The sequence below is a fragment of the Halalkalibacter akibai JCM 9157 genome, from assembly GCF_000513135.1.
GTDB classification, from domain to species: Bacteria; Bacillota; Bacilli; order Bacillales; family Bacillaceae_D; genus Halalkalibacter; species Halalkalibacter akibai.
The window spans coordinates 21,999-43,361 of sequence record NZ_BAUV01000037.1; the positions used below are offsets into that span (position 1 = coordinate 21,999).

The 21,363-nt window shown below is 37.5% G+C and carries 20 protein-coding genes and 1 tRNA gene; all 21 read left to right on the forward strand.

Going from position 1 to position 21,363, the window contains the following annotated elements; genetic code table 11:
• Window position 1: 1 nt before the first annotated feature.
• The 21 genes from JCM9157_RS17040 to JCM9157_RS17145 all read left to right on the forward strand — a co-directional run bounded on the left by JCM9157_RS17040 (window position 2) and on the right by JCM9157_RS17145 (window position 21,255).
• Complete coding sequence (locus JCM9157_RS17040) at window positions 2–376, forward strand: RidA family protein (RefSeq protein WP_035666618.1); 375 nt, start codon at window positions 2–4, stop codon at window positions 374–376.
• Window positions 377–618: 242 nt separating this feature from the next.
• Entirely contained in the window at window positions 619–912 is a 294-nt protein-coding gene (gene spoVG / locus JCM9157_RS17045) for a septation regulator SpoVG (RefSeq protein WP_035666619.1), read from the forward strand.
• Between the two features lie 187 nt (window positions 913–1,099).
• Window positions 1,100–2,461, forward strand: coding sequence for a bifunctional UDP-N-acetylglucosamine diphosphorylase/glucosamine-1-phosphate N-acetyltransferase GlmU (gene glmU / locus JCM9157_RS17050; protein ID WP_035666620.1), 1,362 nt, complete (start codon window positions 1,100–1,102; stop codon window positions 2,459–2,461).
• 30 nt (window positions 2,462–2,491) lie between these two features.
• Window positions 2,492–3,442: a ribose-phosphate diphosphokinase gene (locus JCM9157_RS17055; RefSeq protein WP_035666621.1), complete on the forward strand. Its 951-nt coding sequence runs from the start codon at window positions 2,492–2,494 to the stop codon at window positions 3,440–3,442.
• A 411-nt stretch (window positions 3,443–3,853) separates the two neighbouring features.
• Window positions 3,854–4,492 carry a 50S ribosomal protein L25/general stress protein Ctc gene (locus JCM9157_RS17065; protein ID WP_035666623.1) on the forward strand — a complete coding sequence of 213 codons (639 nt, stop codon included), beginning with the start codon at window positions 3,854–3,856 and terminating at the stop codon, window positions 4,490–4,492.
• Window positions 4,493–4,552: 60 nt separating this feature from the next.
• A complete protein-coding gene (gene pth, locus JCM9157_RS17070) occupies window positions 4,553–5,110 on the forward strand; it encodes an aminoacyl-tRNA hydrolase (RefSeq protein WP_035666624.1) in 558 nt (185 codons plus the stop codon).
• 75 nt (window positions 5,111–5,185) lie between these two features.
• A complete protein-coding gene (gene fin, locus JCM9157_RS17075) occupies window positions 5,186–5,413 on the forward strand; it encodes an anti-sigma-F factor Fin (protein WP_035666625.1) in 228 nt (75 codons plus the stop codon).
• Between the two features lie 198 nt (window positions 5,414–5,611).
• The gene (mfd, locus tag JCM9157_RS17080; protein ID WP_035666626.1) at window positions 5,612–9,133 is read left to right on the forward strand and encodes a transcription-repair coupling factor; all 3,522 of its coding nucleotides are present in this window, start codon (window positions 5,612–5,614) and stop codon (window positions 9,131–9,133) included.
• Between the two features lie 194 nt (window positions 9,134–9,327).
• Window positions 9,328–9,867 carry a stage V sporulation protein T gene (gene spoVT / locus JCM9157_RS17085; RefSeq protein ID WP_035666627.1) on the forward strand — a complete coding sequence of 180 codons (540 nt, stop codon included), beginning with the start codon at window positions 9,328–9,330 and terminating at the stop codon, window positions 9,865–9,867.
• A 154-nt stretch (window positions 9,868–10,021) separates the two neighbouring features.
• Entirely contained in the window at window positions 10,022–11,632 is a 1,611-nt protein-coding gene (locus JCM9157_RS17090) for a putative polysaccharide biosynthesis protein (RefSeq protein WP_035666628.1), read from the forward strand.
• A 24-nt stretch (window positions 11,633–11,656) separates the two neighbouring features.
• A complete protein-coding gene (yabN, locus tag JCM9157_RS17095; protein ID WP_035666630.1) occupies window positions 11,657–13,126 on the forward strand; it encodes a bifunctional methyltransferase/pyrophosphohydrolase YabN in 1,470 nt (489 codons plus the stop codon).
• A gap of 9 nt (window positions 13,127–13,135) precedes the next feature.
• Window positions 13,136–13,399 (forward strand): RNA-binding S4 domain-containing protein, encoded by a 264-nt coding sequence (locus tag JCM9157_RS17100; RefSeq protein ID WP_035666631.1) that lies wholly within the window; start codon window positions 13,136–13,138, stop codon window positions 13,397–13,399.
• An 82-nt stretch (window positions 13,400–13,481) separates the two neighbouring features.
• A complete protein-coding gene (gene yabP, locus JCM9157_RS17105; RefSeq protein WP_035666632.1) occupies window positions 13,482–13,793 on the forward strand; it encodes a sporulation protein YabP in 312 nt (103 codons plus the stop codon).
• On the forward strand, window positions 13,790–14,371 hold the full coding sequence (gene yabQ, locus JCM9157_RS17110; protein WP_035666634.1) for a spore cortex biosynthesis protein YabQ: 582 nt from the start codon (window positions 13,790–13,792) through the stop codon (window positions 14,369–14,371). Before yabP ends, yabQ begins: the two co-directional genes overlap by 4 nt.
• Before the next feature lie 12 nt (window positions 14,372–14,383).
• Window positions 14,384–14,764, forward strand: coding sequence for an FtsB family cell division protein (locus tag JCM9157_RS17115; RefSeq protein ID WP_035666635.1), 381 nt, complete (start codon window positions 14,384–14,386; stop codon window positions 14,762–14,764).
• 73 nt (window positions 14,765–14,837) lie between these two features.
• Complete coding sequence (locus tag JCM9157_RS17120; protein ID WP_035666637.1) at window positions 14,838–15,332, forward strand: S1 domain-containing RNA-binding protein; 495 nt, start codon at window positions 14,838–14,840, stop codon at window positions 15,330–15,332.
• A gap of 125 nt (window positions 15,333–15,457) precedes the next feature.
• Window positions 15,458–15,534: transfer RNA gene (locus JCM9157_RS17125), tRNA-Met, on the forward strand.
• Window positions 15,535–16,014: 480 nt separating this feature from the next.
• Window positions 16,015–18,528 carry a stage II sporulation protein E gene (gene spoIIE / locus JCM9157_RS17130; RefSeq protein WP_035666638.1) on the forward strand — a complete coding sequence of 838 codons (2,514 nt, stop codon included), beginning with the start codon at window positions 16,015–16,017 and terminating at the stop codon, window positions 18,526–18,528.
• A 252-nt stretch (window positions 18,529–18,780) separates the two neighbouring features.
• Window positions 18,781–19,521 (forward strand): VWA domain-containing protein, encoded by a 741-nt coding sequence (locus JCM9157_RS17135; protein WP_035666640.1) that lies wholly within the window; start codon window positions 18,781–18,783, stop codon window positions 19,519–19,521.
• Entirely contained in the window at window positions 19,487–20,461 is a 975-nt protein-coding gene (prkT, locus tag JCM9157_RS17140) for a serine/threonine protein kinase PrkT (protein WP_035666641.1), read from the forward strand. Before JCM9157_RS17135 ends, prkT begins: the two co-directional genes overlap by 35 nt.
• Before the next feature lie 41 nt (window positions 20,462–20,502).
• Window positions 20,503–21,255 carry a threonine/serine exporter family protein gene (locus tag JCM9157_RS17145; protein ID WP_035666642.1) on the forward strand — a complete coding sequence of 251 codons (753 nt, stop codon included), beginning with the start codon at window positions 20,503–20,505 and terminating at the stop codon, window positions 21,253–21,255.
• The last annotated feature ends 108 nt before the right edge of the window (window positions 21,256–21,363 follow it).

Below are 21,363 nucleotides of genomic sequence, written 5' to 3' on the forward strand. Positions count from 1 at the left end.
GATGAAAACAATCTACACAAATCAAGCTCCTGATGCAATTGGACCTTATTCTCAAGGAATAGTTGTAAATAATCTTTTTTATAGCTCTGGTCAAATTCCGTTAACTGCTGAAGGTGATTTAATAAACGGCACAGTGGAAGAGCAAACCCATCAAGTTTTTAAAAATTTACAAGCAGTATTAACAGAAGCGGGTGCTTCTTTTGAAACAGTTGTAAAAGCGACCGTTTTTATTAAAGATATGAATGACTTCCCGCGTATTAACGAAGTGTATGGTCAATATTTTACTGAACATAAACCTGCTAGATCATGTGTCGAAGTAGCGCGATTACCGAAAGATGTATTAGTTGAGATCGAAGTAATTGCACTTGTAAAATAAATAAGCAAGCCGAAAAGCCTGCAAGAGTTAAAAGACGCAGGCTTTTTATTTGAAAAATTTAATGTTTTGTAAAGCCTTTTAGGTTTATTAATTTAGGAAATCGCTTACATATACTACGAAAATGGCAATAATGTCAAAAAAACAGATAAAAAGTTGAAAAAAATTTTTAATTTAAGAAGGATTTGTCATTTTTTTAGAGAATTGATTTAGTATGACAAACACAATTATAGGTGGTGGCCAGCATGCAGGTAACAGATGTGAGATTGCGACGTGTAAACACAGAAGGAAGAATGAGGGCAATTGCTTCAATAACAATTGACCACGAGTTTGTAGTTCATGATATTCGCGTAATCGACGGCAATAACGGATTATTTGTCGCAATGCCGAGTAAAAGAACTCCAGATGGAGAATTCAGAGATATTGCACATCCAATTTCTTCAACGACGAGAGAGAAAATTCAAAACGCTGTGTTAACGGAATATGAAAAAGCCGGCGAATTTGAAGAAATCGAGTTTGAAGAAGCAGGAGCATCTTAAAAAAACTGTTAAGAGAAGTTCTTAAAAGAGCGGAAAATTCCCTTTTTTGAGAACTTCTTTTTTTATTTTCCTGTGGTAATTTTAACCTGTCAAAAAGTTGTCAATGAGACTTATGCGAGAATTCCTTGAAATACCCGTGGTTTTAAGATATATTCGTAATGGAAAACGGAACATCTGGAGGGGAAATATGAGCAATCGTTATGCGGTAATATTAGCAGCAGGTCAAGGAACAAGAATGAAATCGAAGCTATATAAAGTTCTACACCCAGTTTGCGGGAAGCCGATGGTTCAACACGTCGTGGATCAAGTTTCTAGTTTAGGATTTGACGAGAAAGTAGCCGTAGTTGGTTTTGGAGCGGAAATTGTTCAAGAGCAATTAGGAGACCAAGTGAGTTATGTCGTTCAAGAAGAACAACTAGGTACAGGTCACGCGGTTATGCAAGCAGCTGACATCTTAGAAAATAAAGAGGGAACAACTGTTGTTCTTTGTGGAGACACACCACTTTTAACAGCAGAAACAATTGACCAACTTCTTTCTTGTCACGCTAATGAAGGGGCGAAAGCTACTATCCTAACTGCTGTAGCGGATGACCCAACAGGGTACGGAAGAATCATCCGAAATGATGACGGACTTGTTGCACGAATTGTTGAGCATAAAGATGCTACAGAAGAAGAGCGAGCCACAAAAGAAATTAATACAGGAACGTACTGTTTTGATAACGCGGCTCTTTTTGCAGCTTTAAAGCAAGTAGGTAATGACAATGCTCAAGGTGAATATTATCTTCCAGATGTTATTGAAATATTAAAGAACAACGGTGAAACCATTTCAGCCTATCAAACACCTTCCTTTGATGAAACAATTGGAGTAAACGATCGTGTTGCCTTAGCTCAAGCTGAGTCTATTTTAAAAAGAAGAGTGAATGAATACTGGATGAAACAAGGCGTCACGATTGTTGATTCGAATAATACTTATATATCAACAGATGCTAAAATTGGAAGAGATACAGTGCTTCTACCAGGAACTATTATTCAAGGTGCAACAACAATTGGTGAAGATTGTCAGATTGGACCTCATTCTGAATTTAAAGATAGCCAAATAGGAAATAATACCGTCATTAAACATTCTGTAGTGTATAATAGCGAAGTTGGAGACAATGTTAATATAGGTCCATTTGCACACATCCGACCAGATTCACTAATTGGTGATGATGCTAGAATTGGGAATTTTGTTGAAACGAAAAAAGCGACCATCGGTAAAGGAAGCAAAGCTTCACATCTTAGTTATATTGGAGATGCGGAAATTGGCGACAATGTTAATTTTAGTTGCGGTGCCGTAACTGTAAATTACGATGGCAAAAACAAGTATAAAACTAAAATAGATGATGGTGCTTTTATTGGTTGCAACGCTAATTTAATTGCCCCGGTAACGATTGGGAAAAATGCTTTAGTTGCTGCAGGATCGACAATTACAGATGATGTTCCAGGTGAATCCCTTTCGATTGCACGTGCAAGACAAACGAATAAACCTGATTATTTAAAAAAGAAATAAGAGCGAATTAGATTACCGGAGGGAATAATAGTGGCTAAATATGGCGATCCAAGTTTAAAGGTTTTTACGTTGAATTCAAATAAAGGACTTGCTGAACAAATTACAGAACATATTGGTGTTCAAATGGGAAAAAGTTCAGTTACTCGCTTTAGCGATGGTGAAGTTCAAATTAATATTGAAGAAAGCATTCGTGGTTGTGACGTTTATCTAATTCAATCAACGTCTGCTCCTGCAAATGAGCATATCATGGAGTTACTTATTATGATTGATGCACTGAAGCGTGCTTCAGCTAGAACGATTAATTTAGTTATGCCATACTATGGATATGCTCGCCAAGATCGAAAGGCCCGTGCTCGTGAGCCAATTACAGCAAAACTTGTAGCTAACCTTATTACTACAGCTGGTGCAACTAGAGTCTTGACATTAGATTTACATGCAACACAAATTCAAGGCTTCTTTGATATCCCAGTTGACCAGTTAATGGGCGTGCCGATTTTAGCTGATTACTTCTCTCAAAAAGAATTAGATGATATTGTAATCGTTTCTCCGGACCATGGTGGGGTAGTGCGCGCTCGTAAGATGGCAGATAGACTTAAAGCTCCTATTGCGATCATTGATAAGCGTAGGCCGAAGCCAAACGTTTCTGAGGTAATGAACATCGTTGGTAATATTGAAGGCAAAACAGCTATTATCATTGATGATATCATTGATACAGCTGGAACAATAACGTTGGCTGCTAATGCCCTTGTTGAACATGGAGCAAAAGAAGTATACGCATGCTGTACGCACCCAGTATTATCAGGCCCTGCAATGGAACGTATTAATAACTCAAAAATCAAAGAACTTGTTGTAACGAACTCAATCGTCCTAGAAGACGAAAAGAAAAGCGAGAAAGTAACCGAACTCTCAGTAGCCGCTCTAATGGGAGAAGCAATCATACGAGTACACGAACACCAATCAGTAAGCAAATTATTTGATTAAGATATTTTTAAAAAAGGTGTGAACTTCACCTTTTTTAAAAATATCGAAGCAATGAGCAAAGCCGCTGCAAAGATCTTAAGCCACTTTGAGCGGTTTTCTCAAAGAGGCGCGCAGCGAGCGGAGCCATTGCCACATGTACGCACAGATAAGGCCGAAGCGAAAGGGCTCTCCTTTTATAAAAATCGAAGCATAAGCAAAGCCGCTGCAAAGATCTTAAGCCACTTTGAGCGGTTTTCTCAAAGAGGCGCGCAGCGAGCGGAGCCATTGCCACATGTACGCACAGATAAGGCCGAAGCAAAGTACCAACCATGTGACAGATCCTTACATATTTCACATAAAACGTTTAAATTTTCTCTAGAAGGGAACATATGTATAGAGAGAGTTTTAAAACTAATATGAGGTGATGTGATCATGGCTACAGTTTTAAAAGCAAATCCAAGAGAAGATCTAAGAGGGTCTGCAACAAAGAAAATTCGCAAGCAAGGACAGGTTCCAGCTGTATTATATGGCAATAAAATAGATAGTCAACCTGTTTCAGTAGATGGGGCAGAGTTTTTAAAAACAGTGCGGTCTGTTGGTAAAAATGGCTTGTTCTCACTTGATGTTTCAGGTGAAAAAAATCATCAAGTGATGATTCATGATTTGCAAATAGATCCATTAAAAAATGAGTATCAACATATTGACTTTTTTGAAGTAGATATGACTTCTGAAATTGAAGCAAGTGTACCTGTTCATTTAACTGGAGAAGCTCCTGGAGAAAAAGAAGGTGGAATGGTATCGCACCTTTTATATGAGATTACGGTTAAATGTTTACCTGCAGATATTCCAGAAGAAATAACAGTTGATATCTCAAACTTGAATGTTGGGGACTCTATCCAAATAGCTGATATCCGCAATTCAGTTTCTGCTCAAGTTACAAATGATGATGATGAAACAATTGTAACAGTACAAATTCAAGCAGCTGAACAAGAAAATGGTCAAGCTGGTGAAGAAGAAGTAAGTGGATCGGAAGCAGCTGAAGAAACAGAAGAAAAACCAGCAGAAGAATAAACAAGCAAAAAAGAGGGTGACTTAGTCATCCTCTTTTTACAAGCATGAGGAGAGATTGTCTTGAAGTTAATTGTTGGGCTTGGTAATCCTGGTGAAAAATACGCAGGAACAAGACATAATGTTGGTTTTGATTGCATTGATTATTGTGCTAACGAAATGAATATTGATATATCACAAACAAAGTTCAAAGGGATTTATGGAAGTGGACTCGTAAACGGGGAAAAAGTTTATTTGTTAAAACCACTTACATACATGAACTTATCCGGTGAGTCAGTTAGACCGTTTATGGATTACTTTAATATTGATCTTGAAGACCTTGTTGTGATCTATGATGATATGGACTTGCCAGCAGGAAAAATTAGATTAAGACAAAAAGGAAGTGCTGGTGGACATAATGGAATTAAATCGCTCATTCAGCATTTAGGTACACCAGAATTCAACCGAATTCGAATTGGTGTGGATCGTCCTAAAAACGGAGAATCAATTGTTAATTATGTTTTAGGTAGCTACCATCCAGAGGAGCTTGAAGACGTAAAACAATCAATTGTTCAGTCTACTAAAGCTGTTGAAGCCTGGACACAAAAGTCTTTCCTTGAAGTTATGAATGAATTTAATTAGAATCGTATAGAGAGCTTCTTTGCTGTTAAGAATAGTAATATCTTTACTACGCTAGCAAAAAAGGAGGCTTTTGCCTTGGCCATTCATTATCAGTGTCGCCATTGTAAAACAAAATTAGGTGAGATTGACCAACAAGTTGAGTCAAATGCTCTAGGATTTGATCAATTATCAAGCAGTGAGCGTACCGATATGGTAACCTATGCTTCAAATGGTGACATTCACGTAGAAGCCATTTGTGAGGACTGTCATGAAGCTCTCATGCGAAATCCAGACTTATATGAATTAGATCACGTTATTCAATAAATTAAAGGCAACAAAAGCTTTGGTTCTTAACCAAAGCATTTTTCTGTTCCAACTAAGTTTATAAACTGGCAGGATTCTAGTTCTCGAGCAAGAATAGAGAAAAGAGACATTGAATATCTTAGATGATAAGCGGATGCAGGAGTCCATTACATAGTAGAATTGAACTTATGTAGGTGAAGAGATAACAGGGGGAAGAACATGTTAGGATTGCAACAATACTTACGATCAAACGAAGAGGTAAAAGCGGTTTCATCGAGTCTTGAAGCCAATATGAAAGAACAGTTAATTTCAGGATTAACGGGTTCAGCAAGAACACTATTTATGTCTGCCCTATATAGAGAAACGAATAAGCCGATGCTTGTAGTCACACATAATTTATATCAAGCACAGAAGCTTTATGATGATTTAGTAGGGTTTCTTTCAGAAGAAAAAGTTCTTTTATATCCAGTTAATGAATTAATTTCAGCAGAAATTGCTATCGCCAGTCCAGAAATGAAAGCTCAGCGTATAGATGTGTTAAATAAGCTTGTCCAATCCTTTGATGGAATTATAATTGCTCCTTTAGCAGGAGTTAGGCGTCAATTACCTCCCGCTTCAATTTGGAAAAAGGCTCAAATTGAGCTTGAAGTAGGAACGGACATTGGTGATATTAATTCCTTTTTAGAAAAATTAGTGATGATGGGCTTTCAAAGAGTGGATATGGTAGCTTCTCCTGGAGAAGTAAGTGTCCGGGGAGGCATAATTGACTTGTATCCTTTAACGGAACAAGATCCATACCGGATTGAATTGTTTGATACAGAGATTGATTCTATTCGAACATTTGAAGTCGATAATCAACGATCAAAAGATGAACGAAAAACGGCGGTTATTGGACCAGCACAAGAAGTACTTTTATTAAACGAGCATTATAAAAGAGCAGCAGAGTTATTGACAGATGGCTTAACAACTACTTTGCGAAAAATGAAAGCTAAGGAATCAAAGGAAAAACTATCTCGTCATATTTCTTATGAAATAAGTCAATTAAAACAAAATTCAACTTTTCAAGGCATGTACAAATACATGTCACTTTATTATGAAGGCGATCATTCATTGCTTTCTTACCTTCCGAATGAAACGGTCATTGTAATTGATGAAATATCTCGAGTAAAAGAAATTTCCGATAATCTAGAAAAAGAAGAAGCAGAATGGAATACGGCGCTACTTGAGCAAGGTGAAATTATCCATGATGTCACCATGTCTGTGCCTGTATTTGAAGAGTTAAAGAAAACGTCTAATGCTATTTTATATTTATCTTTGTTTTTAAAACATGTTGCATCGACAAACCCAGCAAATATCATTTCAGTGAATTGTAAATCCATGCAGCAATTTCATGGTCAATTGCATCTACTGCAATCTGAAATTGAAAGATGGAAAAAAAGCAATCAAGCGATTGTGTTCATGGCTGGATCTGAAGAACGAGCAAAGCGGTTATCTCTTAATTTAGAAGAAGAAGGAATTGATACTAGAATTGTTGAACAAGCAACGGATTTAATAAATGGGCAAGTTCAAATTATGGTCGGTTCGATTCAAGCTGGTTTCGAGTTGCCTTCTAACAAGTTAGTTGTGGTGACAGAAGAAGAAGTATTTGCCAAAAAGCAAGCTAAACGACCGCAAAGAAAACAAGCGATCTCTAATGCTGAGAGAATTAAAAGTTATTCTGAGCTTAAAGTTGGAGATTTGATTGTTCATACAAATCATGGTATCGGGAAATATTTAGGTGTGGAAACATTGGAGATAAACGGTCTCCATAAAGATTATTTACATTTGCGCTATGCAGGTAATGATAAACTCTATGTACCAGTTGAGCAAATAGATCAGGTCCAAAAGTATGTTGGATCAGAAGAAAAAGATCCGAAAATTTATGCTCTCGGCGGTAATGATTGGAAAAAAGTCAAAAAGAAAGTTCAGTCATCTGTTGAAGACATTGCTGATGATTTAATTAAACTATATGCGGAACGAGAAGCTAGCAAAGGATTTTCTTTCTCGAAGGATGGAAACGAGCAAGCCGAGTTTGAATCTTCATTTCAATACCAAGAAACAGAAGATCAGATTAGAGCTGTTACAGAAATAAAAGCTGATATGGAACAAATTAGACCAATGGATCGTTTGTTATGTGGAGACGTTGGTTATGGAAAAACAGAAGTTGCCATACGTGCAGCTTTTAAAGCAATTATGGATGGGAAACAAGTAGCAATCTTGGTTCCGACGACTATTTTAGCTCAACAACATTATGAAACGATTAAAGAACGCTTTGCCGATTTTCCAATCAATATTGGGGTGTTAAGTCGTTTTAGATCAAGAAAAGAACAAACTGAAACGCTAAAAGGGGTAAAAGCTGGCTCTGTTGATCTCATCGTTGGTACGCACCGACTTTTATCTAAAGATGTTGTATTTAAAGATCTAGGGCTGCTTATCGTTGATGAAGAGCAGCGTTTTGGTGTGACTCACAAAGAAAAAATTAAGCAATTAAAATCGAATATTGATGTATTAACTTTAACGGCTACGCCAATACCAAGGACGTTACATATGTCTATGTTAGGAGTTCGAGATTTATCTGTCATAGAAACCCCACCAGAAAATCGTTTTCCTGTTCAAACGTATGTAGTGGAATATAATGCTGCTCTAGTTCGAGAAGCAATTGAACGAGAAATGACGCGTGGAGGTCAAGTTTACTTTTTATATAACCGTGTAGAAGATATTGAAAGAATGACCGAACAACTATCTATGCTCGTCCCAGATGCGAAAATCAGTTATGCTCATGGACAAATGAATGAGCGTGAGTTGGAAACGATAATGCTGGATTTCCTAGAAGGAAATAGTGATGTCTTAGTAACAACAACAATTATTGAAACGGGTGTTGATATCCCTAATGTAAATACACTTATTATTTATGATGCTGACCGAATGGGATTATCACAGTTATATCAAATTCGTGGACGTGTTGGACGCTCTAACCGGGTAGCTTATGCGTACTTCACGTATCAACGAGATAAGGTGTTAACAGAAGTAGCAGAAAAAAGATTACAAGCTATTAAGGAATTCACTGAACTTGGTTCAGGTTTCAAAATTGCCATGCGTGATTTGACCATTCGAGGAGCAGGGAATCTTTTGGGGGCTCAACAACATGGGTTCATTGAATCGGTTGGTTTTGACCTGTACTCTCAAATGCTAAAAGAAGCGATTGAAGAGAGAAAAGGAGATAAACCAAAAGAGCCTCCGTTCCAGGTCGAGTTGGATGTGAAAATTGACGCTTATATACCTGAGAACTATATTCAAGATGCGAAACAGAAAATAGAAATGTACAAACGTTTTAAAGGGGCAGACTCTGTAGAAGACATAACAGACCTTAAGGATGAAATGTTTGATCGTTTTGGAGAATATCCAAAACAAGTTGATTTTCTTCTTCGGTTAACTCAAATTAAACTACTTGCTAATCAAGAGCGAGTTGAGCAAATTATTGAGGCGAAGGATCAGGTTGAAATCATTGTTAGTGCTGAGACTTCAAAGTTAATGGATGGGGCAAAATTGTTTGAAATGACTCATAAATTTGGTCGAGAAGTTATTTTAGGGACCGCAGGAGAAAAAATTAAATTTGTTATTAAAACAAAAACGTTAAGTGATGAACAAGTCTTAAGCTATATTGAGAAGGTTGTCGAAGGGCTTAACAAAGGGAAAAAGTAACGGTTCAGGTCAAAAAATCAAAAGCCAACTTTCTAATAAAATCCATTGTTGGATTATTTAGTTAATCAAACAAATTCATGGATTGGTGAATAGTTCTTTTTTTAAGAAAGATACTATAGTTAAGAAAAGAAATGGTTATTTTCTTACCACTTACCATCAAGTGAATACATCATTAGAAAGTGAGGCAATACAGTATGAAAGCAACAGGTATCGTACGCCGTATTGATGATTTAGGGCGGGTAGTAATCCCGAAAGAAATCAGAAGAACACTTCGAATCCGTGAAGGAGATCCTCTTGAGATTTTTGTCGATCGTGATGGCGAAGTGATTTTAAAGAAATACTCGCCAATTTCTGAGTTAGGTGATTTTGCAAAGGAATACGCGGAAGCATTATTTGATAGTTTAAACCACTATGTATTAATTGCAGATCGCGACACTTTTATCGCCGTAGCAGGTGCATCCAAAAAAGAGTACGCAAATAAAGGTATTGGTGAAGTTGTTGAAAAATGTATGGATGAACGTAAGACACAGGTTGAAACGAGTGCAGGTGAGTACAACCTTGTTGGAGATCATTCAGATGAATTAAAAGGTTATGTGATTACACCAATTATTGCAAATGGTGATCCAATTGGAGCTGTAGCGATTTTCAGTAAGGAAAAAGAACTTTCTGGAATGATTGAACAGAAATTGGCAGAAACAGCAGCAAGCTTTTTAGCAAGACAAATGGAGCAATAAAATACTTAGTGTAAAAGCTCATTCCGACATTTAAGGAATGAGCTTTTTTCTGAGTAGCACGAATAGTTCGGTTAGGCAACGTCCTTGGCCTTCTATTTTATCTTCGTATAACTATGATAAGATAAATGAATAAGATTAAAGGAGAATATGAACATTGCAGGATATATCTTCAAGTAGTAAGTCTATTATAAAAGGAGTAGCTCTTTTATCTGGAGTGGCATTACTAGCCAAAATCTTAAGTGCAGCTTATCGAATTCCTTACCAGAACTTAGCTGGTGATCTGGGGTATTATGTCTATCAACAAGTATATCCTTTATATGGAATTGTAGTCGTGCTAGCGATGTATGGATTCCCTGTTGTTTTATCTAAGCAAAGAGCAGAATTATTGGCACAGGGACAAATAGATATGGCCCGGAACATGTTAAGTTTATTTTTTTATGGTTTGCTTTTCTTTGCTGTTTTGATCTGGGGAATCTTATATTTATCGGCAGATGTGATTGCGACAATGATGGGTGATCCATTATTATCAACACCTATACAAGCAATGAGCTATGTTGTGCTTCTTCTTCCTTTTTTAAGTATAGGTAGAGGATTTCATCAGGGTGAAGGAGACTTAGTTCCGACAGCTTTTTCACACGTATTTGAACAATTAATTCGTGTTTTTATTATCTTAGTACTTACATATTGGTTCGTCATAAAAGGATATGATGCTTATTCAGTTGGAGCAGGTGCGGCATACGGCTCTGTACTCGGAGGTGTTACCGGTGTTTTAACTTTAGTTGTATTAACTAGAGCAAGGTGGTTAAAGCATTTAGTTTCTCCGTTTCAACTGAACAGAAAGAAAATGTTTAGAAGTCATGTTGAAATCATTAAGCAAAGCGTATTTATTTGTTTGAGTGCGTTAATTTTTGTTTCATTTCAATTAATTGATGCTTTTAGTGTTGTTCGGTTAATGCTGTTAAATGGAGTAGAAGAATTTGTGGCATTTGAGGCTAAAGGTGTATTTGACCGAAGTCAACCGCTTCTTCAACTTGGAACCATTTTAACAACGACTTTTACATTGGCTTTAGTTCCCATGCTCTCAAAAGCAGTAATTGAAGGGAATATGAAGTTAGCTAAACAGTATCAAAGCCTCTCTTACCGGTTAACTCTGTTAATTGGAGGAGGAGCCACTGTAGGACTATTTATCATTATTGAACCAACCAATCATATGTTATTCACCGACACAACTGGTTCTAATGTAATTAGAGTGATGAGTTTAGCTATTTTATTTAGCTCTTTTTTTGTGACAGGAGCAGCTGTGTCACAAGGGTATAATTATGCTCATTTGCCTGCTGTTGCCGTTTTTCTAGGATTACTTGTAAAGGTCGTAGCTAATCTTCTTTTCATTCCCAAACTTGGCACAATGGGAGCCGCATGGTCTACAGTTATATCAACTGCATTTATGGTTATTTTTTTACTTTATGCTTTAAAAAGGAAGCGAAAATTATATGTAGGGTTATCTCAAACTTATCTGCCTATCTTGACTGTTTTATTTGGAATGGGAGTGGTAACTTGGATTTGGCAACGGGGACTTGCTATATTTATTTCTGAAGTATCTAGAGGGATAGATACTTTCATTGCTTTATCATCGGTTGCAATTGGAGGAGGGTTTCTAGCTATTTGTTTACTAGTTTATCCCGTTTTCCACGAGGAGGAGTGGAATCAGATTCCAAAGTTAAATAAGATCAGAAAGAAGATAAAAGAAGGATTGAAAAAGTGGTAATTGAGATAAAATGGAGGATTTTAAATGGGTAAAATTACAGTAGTAGGATTAGGTGCAGGAGATTTAGAACAACTGCCACTAGGTATTTATCGACATCTACTTGCTCAAAATAAAATTTTTGTACGTACGATGGATCACCCAGTTATACACGATTTAGAACGTGAGGGCGTACGCTTTCACGCGTTTGACTCTACGTATGAAGAGCATGATGATTTTGAACAAGTTTATCAGTCGATTGTAGAGCAATTACTAACAAGGTCGGGTGAAGGGGACCTCACTTATGCGGTACCAGGTCATCCGTTTGTTGCAGAAAGAACAGTTCAGCTATTAGTAGAAAAAGAGAAGAATCATGATATTGAATTAGCTTTCCTAGGGGGGCAGAGCTTCCTAGATGCCATGTATACAGCGCTACGTATTGATCCAATTGAAGGATGTCAAATTGTCGATGGAACATCTTTAAAACGTGATGAGATTGAGTTGCAACACCATTTGATTATCGTGCAAGTTTACGATGCAATGATTGCTTCAGAGGTGAAGCTGACTTTAATGGAGAGATTACCTGATGATTACGAAGTAACGATTGCAACAGCTGTCGGTTCAAGAGAAGAAAGGTTAACAACTGTCCCACTTTATCAACTTGACCATGAAACAACATTAAACAATTTAACGGCTGTTTATGTACCTCCAGTTCAAGAAGAGAAACTTCTTTACGGTGAGTTTAATAAGTTACGCGATGTCATTTCTATTTTGCGAGGTCCTGATGGTTGTCCGTGGGACCAAAAGCAGACACATCAATCATTAAAAAAGTATTTTCTCGAAGAAGTACATGAAGCATTAGAAGCAATTGATGAAGAAGACGATGATCACTTAATTGAAGAGCTTGGAGATGTCCTCTTGCAGGTTATGTTACATGCTCAAATTGGAGAGGATGATGGCTATTTCTCGATTCGTGACGTTATATTTGCAGTTACTGAAAAGATGATCCGTAGGCACCCGCATGTTTTCGGAGAAGTAACCGTAAACGATGCAGATGAGGTGGTATCAAACTGGGATGAGATCAAGAAAATGGAGAAAGGGCAATTGAATGAAAAGGAATCACTCCTTACTTCAATACCAAAGGGTTTACCTGCCTTAATGGAAGCCAATATGGTACAGAAAAAAGCCGCTAAAGTTGGTTTTGATTGGGATGAAGTGGCTCCAATTTGGGCGAAGCTTCAGGAGGAGTTGGATGAGTTTCTTGTAGAAGTAAAAGAAGGAAATACAGACAAGATGGAGAAAGAACTAGGAGACATCCTTTTTGTTGTTGTTAATCTCGCCAGATTTTATAAAATTGATTCCGAACAAGCATTGCTTCTGACCAATCATAAATTCAGAAGACGTTTTCAATACATTGAGGAAGTAGTCATGAAAAAGGGCAAGAACATGACAGATATGTCATTAACGGAACTTGATGAAATATGGGAAGCTGCAAAAAAATTAGAAAATAAAAATTGAGGTGTTCGTATGCGTTTAGATAAATTTTTAAAAGTATCGAGATTAATAAAACGACGTACTCTTGCAAAAGAAGTGTGTGATCAAGGAAGAATTACGATTAATGGTCAGGTTGCTAAGGCTGGATCAGCAGTCAAAGCTGGTGATGAACTAGTCGTTAGATTTGGTCAAAAATTAGTGACTGTTCGAATTGATGATGTAAGAGATGTCGTTAGAAAAGAAGAGGCGGCGATGATGTACACGATTACAAGCGAAACGCCTGTTTCTCAATCGTAATTCATAATAGTTAGGCTTGTTCTAATTTAACTCCCTTTCTCATACACTGCTATGAAAGCAATATGGAGGAGGGACTAAAAAGATGGATCAGCATTATGAATTTGGAACACCAATGGGTCGTGACCGTAAAACAAATGACCACGATGTAATCTTAAAAGCGAGAAGACAATTAGATATTACAGGTGTGAAGCAAGTTGAGAGTTTCGACAATGAAGAGTTTCTATTAGAAACAGTAATGGGCTTTTTATCTGTGCGCGGTCAAAATCTGCATATGAAGAATTTAAATGTAGAGCAAGGGATTGTCTCAATTGAGGGTAAGGTCTATGACCTTGTTTATCTTGACCAAAATCAACAAGATAAAACAAAAGGCTTTTTTGGGAAGTTATTTAAGTGACTCTAACAATTCAGTTCTATACAATGTTATCAATGGCTGCCATGGGGTTATATCTTGGTGCAGCTATTGATACGTATGGACGGTTTACCCGTAAGAGACCTTCCGTCAATTGGCTCGTCATATGCAATGACATTTTATTTTGGCTCGTACAGGCCCTTGTTGTCTTTTATGTATTATTACAATCAAATAATGGTGAAATACGCTTTTATATATTTTTAGCTTTACTTTGTGGATTCGCAGCTTATAGAGCTTTATTTCAAAACTTCTATCAAAAGCTTTTGGAAAGAATGATCATAAGAACGATCCAATTTTATCAATTAACAGTTAAGTTAATTTTAATTTTATTTATTAACCCGATTAAGTACTTATTGAAAGTCCTCTATTCCTTATGTATTATGGTATTAACAGCTTGTTTAACGGTTCTATTATTCTTATTTAAACTCATCTGGAACCCCCTTAGATGGATTCTCCTTCTTTTATACAAATGGACAGGACTGAACAAGCTCGTAAATAAATATAAGCCCATTTTGAATAAAATAAAGGAATTCATCCAGTCGATGAGGAAAAAGAAAGAATAAGGAGGGATAAACATGGTCACAAATCGTACATCTAGAGTTAGGGAGATGGATAAAGCATATATCCAGCAACGTGAACAGGAGCTTGAATACGAAAAGCGTAAACGTCGAGGCCTTTTACGGCGCTTAACGGCTATGGCTGTTATTATTCTAGCTTTAGGAAGTATAGGTTTTGTGACAGTGTATGCCCAGGCGAATTCTATAGAGGAAAAGAAACAGGAAAAAATAGCCCTAGAAGAACGTCTAGAACAGTTGAAGCTAGAAGAAAAACGCCTACATGAAGATATTAAAAACTATAATGATCTAGATTATATTGCAGAAATTGCTAGACGTGATTATTATCTTTCAAAGCCAGGTGAAACTTTGTTTAAATTACCTGATTCCCAGTCAAATTGACACTTTTTTTGAGGTTCAGGTATAATATAAAAAATGAACATTTTCAGATTTCTTAAGGAGGATCTATTTTTTCATGTCAATCGAAGTAGGCAGCAAGTTACAGGGTAAGGTTACAGGAATCACTCATTTTGGTGCATTTGTGGAGCTGCCGGGTGGTTCTACAGGCCTTGTACACATTAGTGAAGTCGCTGATAATTATGTTAAGGACATCAATGAAATTTTAAAGGTTGGAGACGAAGTTACGGTCAAAGTAGTGAATGTCGAAAAGGATGGTAAAATTGGTCTTTCTATTCGTAAAGCGGTAGATAAACCAGCATCTGAACGCCCAGCACGTCCAAGTAGACCGGATCGCCCGAGTCGACCAGATCGTCCTTTCAACTCACAACGTCCAAGTCGCCCTCAAGGTGGTGGAGGCGGTAATCGAGGTCCAAGACCTAATCAAGCTCGTCCGACGGTTTCTTTCGAAGACAAAATGAGTCGTTTCCTAAAAGATAGTGAGGAGCGCATCTCAACTTTGAAGCGTCAAACAGAATCTAAGCGTGGAGGTCGAGGCGCCCGCCGAGGATAATTTGCTGCTCTATTTACGAATATAGATAAAAGATTAGGTGAAACTTCACCTAATCTTTTTTTTTGTTTTACTGTTGACTTTATCTTGGAATGATAGTATAGTAATTCTTGTCGCAATAATAATGTGGCGGTGTAGCTCAGCTGGCTAGAGCGTACGGTTCATACCCGTGAGGTCGTGGGTTCGACTCCCTCCGCCGCTACCAATTACATAAACTCAAACCTACATTCTTATGAATGTAGGTTTTTTTCTGTTATTAAGCATCTAATTTGATTGAGTGTGTGCAATGTAATTTTCTCTTGGTGAAATCGAGCTACAGTCACTCGACACCTCCCCGCGGAAAGCGAGTGACTGTAGCGGAATGGAACGAACACGTCTGAAGAAACTCAAATGTATGCGAAAGTAGATTTCTATAAAAATGCTATATTGCTTTAATAAATATTCATTAAACATGCAATATGAAATTTATACATAAAATCCTTCTGCATCTTTCCCCATAGTACCCAATTATCTCCTAAAAAAAGAGTAGATGTGTCGTCTATTTTTGCATTCTATAGCTTTTGCTTTGTATTTGAGACGAAAGAAGTCGAACACTTTTGGCGATTGGCTTTGTGATTTTGACAAAAAATGAACATCTCTTTGATTATAATGAACACACGAATAAAACTTAGGGTGGTGGATGTTGATGATTCAGAAGTATGCGAAAGAATGGACGGAACCCGCTGAACAAGAAACAATAATTGAAAACAGATGGTCGGGCATATCTAAACGGGTATCAGAAAAAACATCTTCATTAGCACGGGTTGCCTTTTTTCAATATGGACTCATGATTGCTATAATCGGCTTTTTACTAGGACGAGCTATGATTCTCTCTGAACTGGCTCCGTTTGTTTTGCCTTATTTGGCAGCTGTTTATATGTTGAAAAGGGAGAAGGCTGGAATAGCAGCACTTGCTTTGGTAGCTGGAGCTGCAACGGGCTATCATGGCCAAATAGGTTTTGTCCTTATCGCGATCGTTGTTTATGTCCTTTTGCAAAAGGTCGTAACGAAATGGGCACCTGATGCAACAAAGGCATTACCGTATACGGTTTTTGCTGCTAGCATGCTGACAAGGCTAGGTATTGTCTTCTTTACAGAAGGAAGCTTCTCTTATTACGCTTTAATGATGGCAACTGTAGAAGCTGGTTTAAGTTTTATTTTAACGATGATTTTTGTTCAAAGTGTTCCGATTGTTACCGCTCGTAAATTAAAACAACCGCTTCGAAACGAAGAAATTGTTTGTTTAATTATTTTACTAGCTTCTGTTATGACAGGAACAGTTGGTTGGATGATCTACGATATGACGGTTGAGCATGTCCTAGCAAGATACTTAGTTCTCGCTTTTGCTTTTGTCGGTGGAGCTGCAATCGGGTCAACAGTTGGTGTTGTTACGGGATTGATTCTAAGTTTAGCTAGCGTGGCTAGTCTTTATCAAATGAGTTTACTTGCGTTTGCTGGTTTGCTAGGAGGCCTTCTAAAAGAAGGTAAGAAAATGGGAGTCGGTATTGGTCTATTAGTTGGTACGCTTTTAATTGGTTTGTATGGTGAAGGAGCCACAGAAGTTTCCGTTACATTAATGGAATCAATGTTAGCTATTTTAATCTTTTTTATTACACCTAAAAGTGTGTTCAGTAATTTAGCTAGATATATACCAGGTACGGTTGAACATTCAAAAGAACAACAACAGTATTTAAGAAAAATACGAGATGTTACAGCAGGTAGAGTAGAACAGTTTTCTACCTTGTTTCAAACATTATCAAATAGTTTTCATGCACCTGCGCAGGCTTCTAATATTGAAGATGAAGCAAGAGAGGTGGATTACTTTTTAAGCAATGTGACAGAGAAAACATGTCAAACTTGTTTCAAGAAAGAAAAATGTTGGGTACAGAACTTCTCTAAAACATATGATTCTTTGCAAAAGATTATGACTGAAACAGAGGAGTATGGAGTTATTAGGGATCAAGTTCTAATGGCAGATTGGAATAAACACTGTATTAAACCAGAAAAGGTGATTAAAGCAATTGAGCATGAACATAATCAATACCAAGCTAATCAAAAACTAAAAAAACAAGTTATAGAAAGTAGAAGGCTAGTTGCTGATCAATTATTAGGGGTATCAAGGGTAATGGGTGATTTTGCAAAAGAAATTCAAAAGGAAAAAGAAGCCCATCATTATCAAGAAGAACAAATGCTTGAAGCTTTACGTGGTGTAGGTTTAGAAATTGGTCATGTGGATATTTATAGTTTAGAAAAAGGTAACTTAGAGATCGAGATGAGTATCTCTTCAAATAATAAACATGGACAAGCAGAGAAAATTATTGCGCCGATGTTATCAGATCTTTTAAAAGAAACGGTTATTGTCAAAAAAGAAGAATTAGGATTCTATCCTAATGGTTATAATCATGTGTCGTTTAGTTCAGCTAAGCAGTTTGTTGTTGATACAGGAGTAGCTCATGTAGCTAAAGGAGGAGCTTACGTCTCAGGAGATTGTTATTCGACAATTGAATTAGGTTCTGGTAAGTATGCAATTGCCATCAGTGATGGAATGGGGAATGGTGAGCGTGCGCATTTAGAAAGCAATGAAACGTTGCAGCTGTTACAAAAGGTACTACAGTCCGGAATAGAAGAAACTGTAGCCATTAAGTCTGTCAACTCCGTTCTATCACTGAGAACAACAGATGAAATTTTCTCAACCCTAGATTTAGCTATGATTGACTTGCAAGATGCCAATACTAGATTTTTAAAAATTGGGTCGATTCCGAGCTTTATTAAAAGAGGTAATCAAGTGATCAAGATTGAAGCAAGCAATCTTCCTATGGGAATGATTCAAGAGTTTGATGTAGATGTTGTTAGTGAACAACTTAAAGCTGGAGATCTTTTAGTAATGATGAGTGATGGAATTTACGATGCTCCAAAGCATGTAGAAAACAAGGAAGCTTGGATGAAGCGCCTGCTAGGTGAATTAGAAACAGAGGATCCTCAAGAAGTTGCTGACCTCATCTTAGAAAAAATAATACGTAACGAACATGGATCTATAGATGATGACATGACGGTTGTAGTTGCAAAAATCAGACGAAACACACCGAAGTGGTCAGCTATTCCGATCTATAAGACCCCTAAACTCGTAAAAAAACGGGGAAGCAAACGAGTTAGTTCTTAAAGGAATGAAGATAATCCAACGCCTAATTGACAAAGGGGTTATCCCATAAGGTCAAAGTAGAGACCTTTTGAGATAATTCCTTTTTTATTTGTATATATGAAAAAAGCATATAGGAAACACATTTTACAATCTTCGGTTGAAACAAAAGCGAGAATTAGACAGGCAAAGGTAGAAAAACTAAGGTATCGCACGTATAAAACCTCAGGGGGTTGTGAATGATGGTAACATTCAGACTACTTGGAGGGGATACTAGTGGGTAAAGGAACTTTAAAGCAAATATTACTATTAACGGACGGACATTCAAATCAAGGCGAAGATCCTGTTGCGATTGCTGCACTAGCACGAGAAGAAGGAATCACTGTCAATGTAATTGGGGTTGTAGATGGAAATCATTTGAATGAACAAGGAATTGCTGAAATAGAATCCATTGCAATGGCTGGTGGTGGGGTCAGCCAAGTCGTTTATGCAAAACAGCTAGCACATACCGTTCAAATGGTAACAAGAAAAGCAATGACACAAACCATTCAAGGAGTTGTAAATAAAGAACTCTCACAAATACTAGGACAAAATCAAGAAATAGAAGATTTATCACCCGGGAAAAGAGGTCAAGTAATGGAAGTGGTCGACGAACTTGGCGAAACAATGAATCTCGATGTTTTAATCTTAGTTGATACAAGTGCAAGTATGAAAAATAAATTACCAATGGTTCAAGAGGCATTAACAGACTTATCTATTAGTCTTACGTCTAGAATGGGGGCTAACCGTTTTGCACTCTATTCTTTTCCTGGTAAGAAAAAAGATATTGATAAGTTGCTTGATTGGTCACCGCAACTTAATTCTCTTACAGGTATTTTTCAAAAGCTTTCTTCCGGAGGCATTACTCCTACTGGGCCTGCTCTACAAGTGGCTCTGCAAAAATTCTCGAAGTCAAGTTCAAGAAGGAGTTTGATGGCTGGTGATGAAGAACAGCTATTCGAAGAATCAGGTATGTAAGCTTCCATCTGGAAGTAAGTTTCTCGGGAAGTGGCACAAACATCCGTACCGAATCGTTAGAACACTTGGAGCAGGAGCGACAGGGACGGTGTATCTAGCAGAATCAACAAATGGACTTGTTGCATTAAAATTAGGAACAGATAGTATGTCGATTACATCCGAGGTCAATGTTTTAAAGCACTTTTCAAAGGTTCAAGGACAAGTTCTTGGACCTTCTTTGCTAGATGTGGATGACATCGTTACACCTGAAGGAACCTTTCCCTTTTATGCAATGGAGTACTTAAAAGGTGATCAGTTAATCGACTACTTGCAAAATCGTGGGGCCGAATGGTTAGGGATATTAATGATTCAATTGCTTGGAGATTTAAGTCGACTTCATTCCGCAGGATGGGTTTTTGGAGATCTAAAACCCGATAACGTTCTGATTGTCGGTCCTCCTGCTAAAATTAGGTGGCTTGATGTAGGAGGAACAACTCTTATCGGGCGTTCTATCAAAGAATACACAGAGTTTTTTGATCGTGGTTATTGGGGGTTAGGCTCTAGAAAAGCAGAACCAAGTTATGATTTGTTCGCGGTAGCCATGATTATGCTCAACACGGCCTATCCTAAACGTTTTGAGAAACAAGGAGAAAAACCTGTTTTATTTTTAAAACAACAAATAGATCAAAAGTCCATGTTAAGGCCATACAGCGACGTCATCATTCATGCTATTCAAGGAAAATACACAAGTGCGTCTCAGATGAGGCAAGATATGGTGAAGGCAGTATCAAATAAATCAACGTATAAACCTAAACCGGTTAAACAACATAGACCAAAAGTAAAACATAAACAGCCAAAAACTAAAAACGAAAAAAAATCTTCCTACTTTGTGGAAATCTTCCTGCTTACCTCTTTTCTTCTCCTTATATATATCCTATACTTATTTGGACAAATGATGTAAACGAGATTGTTTAATGGTAAGGGCTAATTGGAGATGGTTAGATGAATGCAGATCGTATGATGGATATTTGCCTGCTTGCTGGTGAAATTATGCTGACTTACGGGGCTGAAACTTATCGTGTAGAAGAAACGCTAGAAAGAATGGCGAAATCAGCTCATTTTAATAATGTACATAGTTTTGTGACAACAACAGGCATTTTCTTATCGTTTGAGGAAGATGGAAAAGGCGATGTTATGCAAATGATCAGAGTAGATGATCGAATGCAGGATTTAAACAAAGTTACATTGGTCAATCAAGTGTCAAGAGAGTTTGTAAGTGGTGAGTTAAACGGAGACCAAGCATGGGATAAGCTTCAAAAAATTGCAAAAGCCCCAGCGAATTATTCTGCACTTCTTCTCCACTTCTCATCAGGAGTAGCTGGGGGTGCGTTCTCCTACTTATTCGGTGGCAACCTATTTGATACGATTCCGGCGTTTATTGCAGGATTCGTCGCAAGTTGGTGTATCGTCTTTCTTCAAGATTACACTAAAGTTAAGTTTTTTGCTGAATTCATGTCTGCTTTTCTTGGAGGAGCAGTAGCGATCGGACTCGTATTACTAGGAGTAGGGGAAAACCTGAACCAAGTGATCATCGGAACGTTAATGCCACTAGTACCAGGTATCCCGTTAACCAATGCTGTTCGTGACCTAATGTCAGGTGACTTAGTCGCAGGTGTAAGCCGAGGAGCAGAGGCAATCATCACAGCACTATCCATCGCCACAGGAATTGCTTTAGCCATTGCCCTCTTTTTATAATCAATGGTTTTTTTAGAAGACATTTTTCGTAGCTTTTGTATATGGCTTACTGCTCATAGTGAAATGGAGCGGAAGCCACTCGACTCCTGCGGGATCTAGAGGTAGGGT